Raw genomic sequence first — 12,836 nt, forward strand, 5'->3', positions numbered from 1 at the left:
AGGCTCACCGCGGCGGGCCTTCGCGGCGCAGGCGCTCGGCGATGAGCTGCGTCGCCGTCGCGCCGGCCAGCAGCACGAGCACCCAGACCAGGATGAGCTTCAGCGCAGGCAGCCACCCCCCCGCCCAGGGCAGCAGCCCCAGCACGATGAGGCCGAGGCCCAGGCTATCCGCCTTGGTCAGCGCATGCAGGCGGCTGAGCGGGTCGGGGAAGCGCAGCAGCGCCACGCTGCCCGCGATGAAGAAGACGACGCCCGCCGCGATGGCAAGGCCGCTGAAAAGGGTCAGCAGCGTGCTCATCGGCCGAGCCCGCGCGCCGCCAGCACGAAGGCGACGGAGGCGAAGGCGCCAAGCAGGGCGAGTACCAGCGCCACATCCACCACACCGGCAAGGTCGGTGGCGGCGGCCACCAGCAGCAAGGCACCGATCCCGCCCGAGCAGAGCAGCTGCGCTGCCATCATGCGGTCCGCGGCGCCGGGGCCACGCAGCGCGCGCCAGAGCCCGGCCAGCACGGCCAGGAGGATCAGCCCGGCGGCCAGCAGCAGCGCCTCAGCCATGGCCGGCCCGCGCATAGAGCGCCTCGGTGGCGGCGAGATCGCGCGCCACGGGCAGGCGCGTGTCGAGCGCATGCACCATCACCACATCGCCCTCCACCCCGGCCGGAAGTGCGCCGGGCGCGAGGCTCGCCAGCGCGGTGAAGCCGTCGCGCGGTGTGCCTTCCGGCAGCGCTGTCGCATGCGTCACCAGCCCAGGCCGCAAAGGCAAACGCGGGTCGAAGGCACGGCGCGCGATATCGGTGCCCGCGAGCAAGGTCTGCGCGGCGGTGCGGCCCAGCAGTCGCAGCGCGGCCAGGGGATCGCCCAGCCGCATCCGCCCCGGCATCAGAATCGCGCTGGCCCAGGTGGCCAGGCCCGCCGCCAGCAGCCCGAAGCCCAGCCCCGCAAACCCGCCCGCCAGCACCAGCCAGAGGCCGAGAAACAGCGCGAAGCGGGCGGCACGCTCCATGCTCAGCGCCGCGCGGGCGGGCGCCCGCCGAAGATCGTGACATAGAGCGTCGGCAGGAAGACCAGCGTCAGCAAGGTCGCCACCATCAGCCCGCCCATGATGGCAAAGGCCATCGGCCCCCAGAACACGGTGGGCGCGATCGGGATCAGGCCGAACACGGTGGAGATGGCCGTCAGCATCATGGGCCTGAGGCGCGAGGACGCCGCGCGCACCACCGCATCCCAGACCTCGGCGCCGGCCTTGCGTTCATCCTCGATGGAGATGATGAGGATGACGGCGTTCTTCGCGATCATGCCCAGCAAGGCAAGGATGCCAAGGATGGCGACGAAGCCGAGCGGCCGCCCCGAGGCCAGCAGCATCAGCACCACGCCGATGATGCCGAGCGGCAGCAGGGCCAGCACCATGAAGAGCCGCCGGAAGGAGACGAGCTGGAACATCAGCAGCGTCAGCATCACCACCAGCATCACCGGCACCACCGCCAGCACCGAGGCCTGGGAGAGCGCGCTCTCCTCCGCGATGCCGCCGAGATCCACGCGGTAATTGCGCGGCAGCGTGGCGTTCAGCGCGTCGATCTTCGGCTGCATGATCGCGACCACGGAATCCGGCAGCGTCCCGGCCGTGACATCCGCGCGCACCGTGAGCGTCGGTACGCGGTCCCGCCGCCAGATCAGCGGGTATTCCTGCTCATAGTCGAAGGTGGCGAGCTGGCTGAGCGGCACGGTGCGCCCGCCTGCCAGCGGCATCTGGATGGACCGCAGCGTCGTGAGCGACAACCGCTCCTCCGCCGTCGCGCGCGCCACGACGTTGATCAGGTAGATGTCGTCACGGAGTTGCGTCAGCGTCGTGCCGGTCAGCGCCGCATTCAGCACCGCGGCGACCTGCGCCGAGCTCAGGCCCAACCGCCGCGCCTCATCCTGGTCCACCCGCACGCGCAATTGCCGCGCCGGCTCCATCCAGTCGAAATGCGTGAGGCGGGACCCGCGCGCCTCGGCCATGATGCGCGCCACCTCCTGCGCGATCTCGCGCACCTTCTCCACATCCGGGCCGCTCACCCGGTATTGCAGCGGCCAGCCCACGGGCGGGCCGAGCTCCAGCGGATAGACGCGCGCGACCGCATCGGGGAACTGCTCCGCCATCAGGCGTTCGAGCTTCAGGTGCAGCCGCTCCCGCGCCGGCAGGTCCTTCGCCACCACCACGGCCTGGGAGAAGAAGGGAAGCGCCAGCTGCACGTTGAGCGGCAAATAGAAGCGGATGGCGCCGCGACCGATATAGGTGCTCCAGCGCTCCACATCGGGGTCATTGGCCAGCGCGGCATCGAGCCGCGTCGCCGCCGCCTCGCTCGCGAAGATCGAGGCGTTCTGCGGGAGCGTGATGTCCACCAGCAATTCCGTCCGGTCGGACGAGGGGAAGAATTGCCGCGGCACGAACTGCATCGCGAAGACCGAGACGGCGAAGACGCCCATCGTGATCGCGATGGTGATCCAGCGCGCGCGCAACGCCATTGTCAGCAGCGCCGTATAGGCCCGCAGCACGGCGCCCTTCTTCTCGGGCTCGGCCGCCACCGCAGCGGCCGGCTTCTTCAGGATCGCCATGCCCAAGAGCGGCGCGAAGAGCACCGCCACGAACCAGGAGACGATGAGCGCGATCCCCACCACCGCGAAGATGGTGAAGGTGTATTCGCCGGCCGAGGATTTCGCGAAGCCGATCGGCAGGAAGCCCGCGATGGTCACCAGCGTGCCGATGAGCATGGGGGCAGCCAGCGCCTTGTAGGCGAAGGTCGCCGCATCGCGCTTGCTGTCCCCCGCCGCGAGGCGCCGGATCATGGCATCAATGGTCGTCATCGCGTCATCCACCAGCAGGGTGAGCGCGATGATGAGCGCACCCAGCGAGATGCGCTGGAGATCAATGCCGAACAGCAGCATCACCGGAAAGACGATGGCGAGCGTGAGCGGGATGGAGAGCGCCACCACCGACCCGGCGCGGACGCCCAGCGCCAGGAAGCTCGCCACCATGATGATGACAATGGCCTGCCAGAGGCTCTCCATGAAGTCGCCGATGGCCTCGTCCACCGTCACCGCCTGGTCGGCCACCAGCGTCGCCTCGATGCCGATGGGCAGGCCCGCGCGGATTTCCGCGATGGCGGCCTGGATGTTCTGCCCGAGCGCCAGGATGTCCCCCGCCTCCCGCATGGCGATGGCAAGGCCGATGGCGGGCGTGCCGTTCACGCGGAACATGGGCTGCGGCGGGTCGGCGAAGCCGCGGCGGATGGTCGCGATGTCGGTCAGGCGGAACACACGCTCGCCGATCACGAAGTTCACCGCCAGCAGATCCTGCTCGCTCTCGAAGGAGCCGGAGACGCGCACCGCCAGCCGCTCCTGCCCCGTCTCGATGAGGCCCGAGGGGCGGACCAGGTTCTGCGCCTGCAAGGCCTGGAGGATGGCGCCGTAGTTCAGCCCGAGGCCGGCGAGGCGCTCCGTCGAGAATTCGAGGAAGACCCGCTCATCCTGCGCGCCCAGCAGCTCGATCTTGGAGACGTCCGGCACCAGCAGCAGGCGGGAACGCGCGGCCTCCACATAGTCACGCAGCTCGCGCTGGGTGAAGCCATCGGCGGTGAAGCCATAGATGATGCCGAAGGTGTCGCCGAAGTCGTCGTTGAAGAAGGGACCGGCCACGCCCTGCGGCAAGGTGTGGCGGATGTCGGCGATGCGCCGTCGCACCTGGTACCACATGTCGGGCACGATGGCGGCCGGCGTGCTTCCCTTCAGGTCCACGAAGATCACCGTCTGGCCGGGCACGCTGTAGCTGCGCAGCCGGTCGAGGTTCGGCGTCTCCTGCAGCGTGCGCTCCAGCCGCTCCGTCACCTGCAGCAGCGTCTCCTCCATCGAGGCGCCGGGCCAGATCGCGGAGACGATCATGGTGCGGAAGGTGAAGGCGGGGTCCTCGTTGCGGCCGAGCTTGAAGAAGGCGAAGCCGCCCGCGATCAGCGCCACGATCATGAAGTAGATGACGAGCGACCGCTTGTTGATCGCCCATTCGGAGAGGTTGGGGCCGATCATCGCAGCAGCCGCACTTTCTGGCCCGGGCGCAGCGTCTGCACGCCCGCCGTCACTACCAGATCCCCAGGCTGCAGCCCCTGCCCCACCACCACATGCGCCGGGTCATGCCGCACCAGTTCCACGCTGCGCAGCGAGACGGTCTCGCTCGCCGGGTCCACCACCCAGACGGCAGGGCCGCGATCGGCCCGCGTCAGCGCCGAGGCGGGGATGGCGATGCCGGGCGTGTTGCCCAGGCGCAGATGGCCGGTCACGGTCGAGCCCAGGCGCATCTCGGGCGGCGGCTCGGCCAGGCCCACGCGCACCTGGAAGGTGCCGGTCACCGCATCCGCCTGGGGCGAGACCTCGCGCACGCGGCCCTGCGCGCGGATCTGCGGCTGCCCGGTGATGTTCACCTCGATCAGCGGATTGGCCGGCGCCTGATCCTTCACCTGGGCCGGCACGTCGAAGACCGCATCGCGCCCTTCGCTGCGGGCGATGCGCAGGATCATGCGGCCCGGCTGCACCACCTCGCCCGGCTCGGCGCCGCGCTGCGTCACATTGCCCGCCACGTCGGAGACGAGCTCGGTGTAGCCCAGGCGCGTCTCGGCGATGCTGACCTGCGCCTCGGCCGCATCCACGGCGGCGCGGATGGTCTGGAGCTGCTGCGCCGCCTGGTCGTAGCGCACGCGCGTGGTGAAGCCCTCGCGCAGCAATTGCCCCTGGCGCCAGTAGTTGTTCTCGGCTTCGCGCAGCTGGCCGCGCGTGGCCGTCAGGTTGGCGCGGGCGGCGCGCAGGCCGTTCTCCTCATTGTCGCGATTGAGCCGGGCCACGACCTGCCCGGGGCGCACCCGGTCGCCCACATTCACCAGGCGCTCGGTCATGCGGCCATCGATGCGGAAGGCGAGGTTCACCTCGGTCTCGGCCTGCACCGTGCCGGTCAGGCTCACCACGTCGCCGCCCGCGCTGCGCTCGGCGGCGATGACCCGCACCGGGCGGATCTCCGGCGCCGGCGGCGGGGCCGCGTCATCGCAGCCGGCCAGGACCAGCAGCGCGAACGGCAAGGCGCGCAGGGCGTGGCCGAGGGGCGGGGGCAATGGCATGGGCATCCTCTGTCTGGTTCGACCCGGCTGGGCGCGCGCGGACCGATTGAAACACGATCCGTCGCGCGGGCGCGAAAATCTCTCACTCCGCGGTGCGCCGGGGAACGGCCACCCATCCCAGCCCTGCGCCGCCCGTCCCAAAGGGAGGGATCAGCGCGGCGGCAGCGCCTCGCGGATGCGGCCGGCCATATGGCCGAAGAAGGGGTTCCAGGAAATCCGCACCAGCGAATCCAGCGCCATCACCAGCACGCCCGTCTCGCCCCGGATGGCCGTGGCGCCGAGGCTGATGCCGAACTCGGCCTCCCGCTCGGGCCGCAACCCATAGAGCGAATCGTCCACCGGGAAGGGCAGCGCAACATGCGAGAGCGAATAGACGTCCCGCGGATAGACGAGCCCCGGCAGCGGGATCACCTCCTCCTCCATGGCGCCCGCCGGCGTCACGCGCGCCACCATCTCCAGGCTGTTCTCGTCGCGGTTGGTGAGGATGGTGAGGCGGAAGTTGCGCGGCGGGTCGGGCATCATGCGCTCCACCTCCGGGTCGAAGACGGGGCGCAGCAGGAAGCTCAGCTTGGTGCCGCGGTTGCGGTCGAAGATCACCAACTCGCTCCCGTTCGCGGGAAGGAGGGCGAAGAAATCATCCACCAGCGCGCGGGTGCTGACGGTGAAGTCCATCAGCGACTGGAAGGCCAGGATCGGCGCCAGCCCGTCCAGCCGCCCGGCGCGGGAGAGGCGCCGCACCTGGCCCTGCACCTCCTGCGTCAGGCGGAAGGACTGCACCGCCGCGTTCACGGGAAAGGAATTGTATTTGAAGGGATTGAACTCGGGCAGGACCGAAAGCCAGGCCGCCTTGGCGAAGCGTGGCAGCATGGCGGGCAGGCCGGCGAGGCCCGCGAAACGCGCGAAGGGGGAGACGCCGACCATGGGCGAGACGACGATGACGCGGTCCGGCCGGACCAGGGCCGGGTCCTCCACCGCATCCATGGCGTGCTTCAGCGAGAGGGCGCCGCCATTGGAATAGCCGACCATATGGACGGTGCCGCTCGGCCCCGCACGGCGCCGCGCCTCGCGCATCGCCATGCGGGTGGCGGCGGTCCAGTCCTCCCAGACCGCCTCGGTCAGCCCGGCCGGCACGGTTCCGTGGCCCGGCACGCGCAGGCCCAGCGCCACGAAGCCTTCGGCGCGGTAGAGCTCCGCCACGTGGCGCAGGCTGTAGGGCGCGTCCGTCAGGCCATGGATCAGCACCACCGCCCCGCGCGGGGTGCCCTCGGGCTCCAGCACGAAGGAGCGGTTCCAATCATGGGCGAAGCGCGGCGCATGGATCGGGCTGCCGGCGTGGAAGCGGTTTTCCGGCGTCCGCGCCTCGGGCGGCAGGCGGGCCGTCACCTCGCGGTCCACCTGGGCGAAGACGCGCCGCTCGGCGGCCAGATAGGCGCCCCAGTCCATGTGCTGGATCTGCGCGGCCCGCGGCTCGTCCGGGATCACCGTGTGCCAGAGCTCGAGCGGCGGGCCCATCTGGCTGTCCACCACGCGCACCGCGATGATGATGAACACCACGGCGACAAGCGCATAGGCCAGCCGCCTTGTCCATCGCCAGAGCCAGGAGCCGATCCGCCGCATCCGCAACATGTCCCACGGAATGCGCTGCGCGGCCAGCGGCAGCCTCAGCCGCGCAGCGCGCCGAGCAGGATGCCCTCGGTCAGGATCTGCGGCAGGATGACCGGCGCGCCACCCCCCGCCGGATAGAGCAGGTAGAGCGGCACGCCATCCCGGCCATGTTCCCGCAGCAGCGCGGTGATGGCGGCGTCGCCCCGCGTCCAGTCGCCCGTCAGCTGCACCACGCCCGCGGCCTCGAAGGCGCGCTGCACGGCGTCGGTGTGGATCGCGACTCGCTCATTCACCTTGCAGGAGATGCACCACGCGGCGGTGAGGTTCACGAAGACCGGCTTGCCCTCGGCGCGCAGCTCGGCGAGGCGCGGCGCGGACCAGGCCTCGCCCCGCGTCGCGGCCGCAGCGGCCGGCGGCGCGGTGCCGAGCAGGGGCAGCAAAGCGAGCGCACCCAGGATGGCGGCGAGGGCGACGGCCTCGCCCACCCGCCGCGGCGTGCGGCCGGATTGCTGCGCCACCCCCCAGGCCCAGGCGGCGAGTGCGATCAGCACCGCGCCCACCAGCGCCGCCAGCACGCCATCCGGCCCGGATTGCTGCGCCAGAACCCAGACCAGCCAGGCCGCCGCGCCATACATGGGGAAGGCCAGGAATTGCCTGAGGCGCTCCATCCAGGCGCCCGGCCGGGGCAGGAACCGGCCAGCACCGGGGAACACACCGAGGAGGGCATAGGGGGCGGCAAGGCCAAGGCCCATGGCGCCAAACACGCCGAGCGTGGCGGTGGCCGGCAGCACCAGCGCGGCGCCGATCGCCGTCGCCATGAAGGGGGCCGTGCAGGGCGTGGCGACCACCACGGCCAGCACGCCGGTGAAGAAGCTGCCCGTCGCCCCGCCGCGGCCGGCCAACCCCTGCCCGGCACCCACCGCACCGCCGATCTGGAAGACGCCGGAAAGGTTCAGGCCCACGGCCAGCATCAGCCAGGCCATGCCGGCGACGAAGGCCGGATAGGTGAACTGGAAGCCCCAGCCCGCCCCACCGCCCGCAGCGCGCAGCCCCAGCATCGCCCCGCCCACCGCGAGGAAGGCCAGCACCACACCGGCCGTATAGGCGGCCGCCTCCAGCCGGATCGCGCCGCGCGCGGCCCCGCCCAGTTGCGCCATGGCCATGGCCTTCATCGCCAGCACGGGGAAAACGCAGGGCATGAGGTTCAGGATCAACCCGCCCAGCGCGGCGAAGGCCAGCACCTGCCAGAGCGGCAGCGGGCTCGCCGGCAAGGGTCCGCCGGGCGCGGCATCAATCAGGTAGGCGCCGCGGACCCCGGCCGCATCGGTCAGCGTCAGCACGCCCGAAAGCCGCGCGGGCGGCTCGGCCGGGCCGCGCACGAGGTCCAGCGTGATCTCGCCCTCGCGCCGGGTCAGGCGCTGCTCGGGCGCATTCTCGATCACGCCAGAGGCATCCGGAAAAAAGGTCGCCTCGCGGATCGCAGCCGCCGAAAAGCCGGCGCCCTGGATGGTCAGCGCGCCACGCGGGCCCGCGAAGGCGAAGCGCGCGGCGAAGGGCGCGGCACGGGGCAGCGCCGCCTCGGCCTCGCGGAAGCGCGCCATCTCCGCCGGCACCGCTGCGGCCGCGACATCGAGGCCGATGGTGAAGCGCCCTTCCTCCGGAATGCAGACATCGGCGCAGACCAGCCAGGTCGCATCCGCCGTGATGGTCGCATGGTCGCCGGGCCTGAGGTCAGCGGGCGGCGTCACCTCGATCAGGAAGCCGACCTCGCCCGAATAGCCGAAATTCATCAAGGGGCCGAACGGCTTGCGGCTCGGCGCGGGGAATTGGAGGTCGCCCGCCTGCCATCCCGGCCGCGCCCAGTCGAAGGTGATCTCCGGCGGTGCGCCGGCATCGCCCGGGTTCTGCCAATAGGTGTGCCAGCCCGGCGCGAGGCGCTGATGCAGCATCAGCCGGAACGGCTCGCCGGGCGCGATGGCGCTGCGATCGGCCAGCAGCGTCACCACAGCCCGCGGCGAGGCCACGGGCGCCGATTGCTGCGCCCGCCCCGCCAGTGGGACCAGCACCAGGGCCAACAGGAGAAGCAGCGCGCGTAGCATGCCGGATAGAAGGGGCATCCCGTGCGCCGCCGCAAGCCTTTCGGTGCATGACGGGGTTGCGCGCGGATGTGGCATTTATGTCACGCACGCCGTCCCCAAGGCCCGGGGCCGGAACCGGCGCGACCTTCCCGCGTTGGCCCTTCCAGACGCAACCCTGTCTGGAGAATGACATGACCCGCCTGAAGACCCTCCTGTTGAGCGGGGCAGCCCTTGCCTGCACCCCCCTCCTCGCCACACCCCAGGCGGCGGCGCAGTCCCGCGGCTTCTTCGACGATTGGCGCCTGCCGCAGCAGCAGGTGATGACCGGCCTCTATATCGGAGCGGGCGCCGGCGTGAACTTCTCGGAGAACAGCCTGCTGCGCAGCGACAGCAGCCTCGCCGCCGGCCTCGCCGCCGTGGGCGCGGGCGGCCGGGGGCGCGCCATCTTCGAGCCGGGCTTCGTCGGCGTGGGCTCCATCGGCTGGGGCTTCAGCAACGGCTTCCGCGTCGAGGTGGAAGGCAACTACCGCCAGAACGACCTCGACAAGATCGGCGGCTTCCCCGGCGCCAGCCTGCGCAACACCGCCTCGGGCACGCAGAGCACCTATGGCGTGATGGGCAACCTGCTCTACGACTTCCGCATTCCGGGCGTGCCCTGGTTCATCCCCTATATCGGCGGCGGCGCGGGCTATGCCTGGCGCGAATGGGACGGGGTGAGCGCCTCCACCACCGGCGGCGCGACCCTCCGCTCCCGCGCCATCGAGGGCCAGTTCGCCTATCAGGCGATCGGCGGCGCGGCCTTCGTCATCCCCTCCGTCCCCGGCCTCGCGGTCACGGCCGAGTATCGCTACTTCGCGACCCAGCCGAGCGACTTCAACACGCGGGTGATCGGCCCCACGGGCCTCGGCCTCGCCGGTGGCCAGCTGCGCGCGAGCGATGCGAACCACTCGGTGATGGTCGGCCTGCGCTATGCCTTCAACCAGCCGCGCCCGGCCCCCGCGCCGCAGCCCGTCGCCGCCCCGGCGCCGGCCCCGGCCCGGACCTACCTGGTCTTCTTCGACTGGGATCGGGCCGACCTGACCGAGCGCGCGCGACAGATCATCGGCGACGCGGCGACCAATGCGCGGACGGTGTCCTCGACGCGCATCGAGGTCTCGGGCCACGCCGACCGCACCGGCTCGGCCGCCTACAACCAGCGTCTCTCGGTGCGTCGTGCCGAGGCGGTGGCGGGCGAGCTGGTCCGGCGCGGGATCTCGCGCAACGAGATCTCGGTGCAGGGCTTCGGCTTCGAACGCCCGCTGGTGCCCACCGCCATGGGCGTCCGCGAGCCTCAGAACCGCCGGGTGGAGATCATCCTCCGCTAACTCCCCACGAACCCGCCTTCGGCGTCTTCGCGGGGGCCCCGGCTTCCTTCCCCGCGAAATCGCCTTCGGCGCTTTCGCGGGGGCCCCGGCTTGGCGCTTCGTCATGGGCGCTGAGTTCCTCCTCCGGTGGCGAAGCCACCGGAGGGCCGCGGGGGGCTGATCATTGGAGAGGCAGATCGTGACGGCCGGTGGAGCGATCCGCCGGCCGTTTTCGTGCGCGCTGGCCGCCTCCGCCACCGAGGGAAGAGCCGCCCCGACAGGACCAGCACAAAAAAGCGGCCGGCGGATCACCCCGCCGGCCGCTTCATTTGTGCCCTCCCCGGCCCTTCCGCCCCCAGGAGCCCTCCGCTGGCTTCGCCACCGGAGGATGAACCAAACTCCCAAGCAAGGGAGCCAAACCGGGGCCCCTGGGAAAACGCCTCTTCGGCGTTTTCCCAGGGAGCACGCTAGTGCGCCAGGATCGCCAGCAGCAGCAGCGCCACGATGTTGGTGATCTTGATCATCGGGTTCACCGCGGGGCCGGAGGTGTCCTTGTACGGGTCGCCCACGGTGTCGCCGGTCACGGCGGCCTTATGGGCATCGCTGCCCTTGCCGCCGTAATGGCCTTCCTCGATGTACTTCTTCGCATTGTCCCAGGCGCCACCACCGGTGGTCATGGAGACGGCGACGAAGAAGCCCGTCACGATCACGCCGAGCAGCATGGCGCCCAGCGCCGCGAAGGCCGCGCCCTTGCCCGCGATGGCCGCGATCAGGAAGAACCAGAGGATCGGGCTCAGCACCGGCAGCAGCGAGGGGATGATCATCTCCTTGATCGCGGCCTTGGTCAGCATGTCCACGGCGCGGGCATAGTCGGGCTTCTCGGTGCCCGCCATGATGCCCGGCTTCTCCTTGAACTGCCGCCGGACCTCTTCCACGACCGACTGCGCCGCGCGGCCCACCGCCGTCATGCTCATGCCGCCGAAGAGGTAGGGCAGCAGGCCGCCGAAGAGCAGCCCGACCACGACGTAGGGATTGGCCAGCGAGAAGTCGATCGTCCCCAGCCCCGCGAAATACGGGAACTCGGCCGGGTTCGCGATGAAGTAGTTGAGGTCCTGCGTATAGGCGGCGAAGAGCACCAGCGCGCCGAGGCCGGCCGAGCCGATCGCATAGCCCTTGGTGACCGCCTTCGTGGTGTTGCCCACCGCGTCCAGCGCATCCGTCGTCACGCGGGTTTCCGGCGGCAGGCCCGCCATTTCCGCGATGCCGCCGGCATTGTCCGTCACCGGGCCGAAGGCATCCAGCGCCACGATCATGCCGGCCAAGGCCAGCATCGTCGTGGTGGCGATGGCGATGCCGTAGAGGCCCGCCAGGCCATGCGCGCAGATCACGCCCGCGATGATGATGATCGCCGGGATCGCCGTGCTCTCCATGGAGACGGCGAGGCCGCGGATCACGTTGGTGCCATGGCCGGTCTGCGAGGCCTCGGCGATGGACTTCACCGGCCGGAAGTCGGTGCCGGTGTAGTATTCGGTGATCATCACGATCAGCGCCGTCACACCCAGGCCGACCGCGCCGCAGAGCCAGAGGCTGAAGGCGCCGAACGTATGGCCGCCGGCGGTGGTGGTGCCGAAGCCGAAGAAGATGAAGGAGAGCGGCAGCAGCACGGCGAGGCTGAGCGCGCCCGTCATCATCAGGCCGCGATACATCGCCCCCATGATGGACTGATTGGCCGGCAGCTTCACGTAATAGGTGCCGACGATGGAGGTGATGACGCAGACCGCGCCGATCGCCAGCGGGAAGAGCATCCCCGCCGTGCGGCCCACATCGCCGAAGCTGATGGCGGCCAGCACCATGGTGGCGACCGCGGTCACCGCATAGGTCTCGAAGAGGTCGGCCGCCATGCCGGCGCAGTCGCCCACGTTGTCGCCCACATTGTCGGCGATGGTGGCGGGGTTGCGGGGGTCATCCTCAGGGATGCCGGCTTCCACCTTGCCCACCATGTCGCCGCCCACATCCGCGCCCTTGGTGAAGATGCCACCGCCGAGACGCGCGAAGATCGAGATGAGCGAGGCGCCGAAGCCCAGCGCCACCAGGCTGTCGATCACGATGCGCGAGTTGATCGCGTGGCCCATGATGATGACGAGGATGAAGAAGTAGACGGCCACACCCAGCAGCGCGAGGCCCGCCACCAGCATCCCGGTGATGGCGCCCGACTTGAAGGCGAGGTCGAGGCCGGCCGCCAGGCCCTGGCGGCTCGCCTCGGCCGTGCGCACATTGGCGCGGACCGAGACGTTCATGCCGATGAAGCCGGCCAGGCCCGAGAGCACGGCGCCCAGCAGGAAGCCGACCGCCACCGTGGCCCCCAGGAACACCCAGACCAGGGCGAAGAGCAGGGCGCCCACCGCGCCGATGGTGATGTACTGGCGCTTGAGGTAGGCCGAGGCGCCCTCCTGGATGGCCTGCGCGATTTCCTGCATGCGCGCATTGCCGGCGGGCTTGGCCATGATTTCCTTGGTCGTGATCCAGCCATAGGCGAGCGAGGCGCCCCCAAGCAGGATGACCAGCAGCAACGTCACTGTGATCACGTATCTTGTCCCTCTCTTCCCGTTCCGGCGGCTACTTGACGGCCACCATTGGAATGGAGCCTAGGCCGCGTCGGATCAGGTATGCAA

The 12,836-nt window shown here is 70.6% G+C and carries 9 protein-coding genes; 1 reads left to right on the forward strand and 8 read right to left on the reverse strand.

Annotation, left to right across the window (positions count from 1 at the left end; all coding sequences use genetic code 11):
- Positions 1-4: 4 nt before the first annotated feature.
- From ACQ860_RS07975 to ACQ860_RS08005, 7 genes are all read right to left on the reverse strand, one after another.
- On the reverse strand, positions 5-298 hold the full coding sequence (locus ACQ860_RS07975; RefSeq protein WP_431302853.1) for a monovalent cation/H(+) antiporter subunit G: 294 nt from the start codon (positions 296-298) through the stop codon (positions 5-7).
- Complete coding sequence (locus ACQ860_RS07980; RefSeq protein ID WP_431302854.1) at positions 295-555, reverse strand: monovalent cation/H+ antiporter complex subunit F; 261 nt, start codon at positions 553-555, stop codon at positions 295-297. Before ACQ860_RS07980 ends, ACQ860_RS07975 begins: the two co-directional genes overlap by 4 nt.
- Entirely contained in the window at positions 548-1,003 is a 456-nt protein-coding gene (locus ACQ860_RS07985) for a Na+/H+ antiporter subunit E (RefSeq protein ID WP_431302855.1), read from the reverse strand. Before ACQ860_RS07985 ends, ACQ860_RS07980 begins: the two co-directional genes overlap by 8 nt.
- Positions 1,004-1,005: 2 nt before the next feature.
- Positions 1,006-4,059 carry an efflux RND transporter permease subunit gene (locus ACQ860_RS07990; RefSeq protein WP_431302856.1) on the reverse strand — a complete coding sequence of 1,018 codons (3,054 nt, stop codon included), beginning with the start codon at positions 4,057-4,059 and terminating at the stop codon, positions 1,006-1,008.
- Positions 4,056-5,138 carry an efflux RND transporter periplasmic adaptor subunit gene (locus tag ACQ860_RS07995; protein WP_431302857.1) on the reverse strand — a complete coding sequence of 361 codons (1,083 nt, stop codon included), beginning with the start codon at positions 5,136-5,138 and terminating at the stop codon, positions 4,056-4,058. The genes ACQ860_RS07990 and ACQ860_RS07995 overlap by 4 nt, the downstream gene beginning before the upstream one ends.
- A 150-nt stretch (positions 5,139-5,288) precedes the next feature.
- On the reverse strand, positions 5,289-6,764 hold the full coding sequence (locus tag ACQ860_RS08000) for an alpha/beta hydrolase (RefSeq protein ID WP_431302858.1): 1,476 nt from the start codon (positions 6,762-6,764) through the stop codon (positions 5,289-5,291).
- A gap of 35 nt (positions 6,765-6,799) precedes the next feature.
- Entirely contained in the window at positions 6,800-8,842 is a 2,043-nt protein-coding gene (locus tag ACQ860_RS08005; RefSeq protein ID WP_431302859.1) for a protein-disulfide reductase DsbD family protein, read from the reverse strand.
- A 170-nt stretch (positions 8,843-9,012) separates the two neighbouring features.
- Between ACQ860_RS08005 and ACQ860_RS08010 the strand changes: the two genes are divergently transcribed.
- Positions 9,013-10,185, forward strand: coding sequence for an OmpA family protein (locus ACQ860_RS08010; protein WP_431302860.1), 1,173 nt, complete (start codon positions 9,013-9,015; stop codon positions 10,183-10,185).
- Positions 10,186-10,631: 446 nt separating this feature from the next.
- Here ACQ860_RS08010 and ACQ860_RS08015 read toward each other — a convergent pair whose 3' ends face one another.
- The gene (locus ACQ860_RS08015; RefSeq protein ID WP_431302861.1) at positions 10,632-12,749 is read right to left on the reverse strand and encodes a sodium-translocating pyrophosphatase; all 2,118 of its coding nucleotides are present in this window, start codon (positions 12,747-12,749) and stop codon (positions 10,632-10,634) included.
- Between the last annotated feature and the right edge of the window lie 87 nt (positions 12,750-12,836).

This window comes from Sediminicoccus sp. BL-A-41-H5 (genome assembly GCF_050632405.1).
Taxonomy (GTDB): domain Bacteria; phylum Pseudomonadota; class Alphaproteobacteria; order Acetobacterales; family Acetobacteraceae; genus Roseococcus.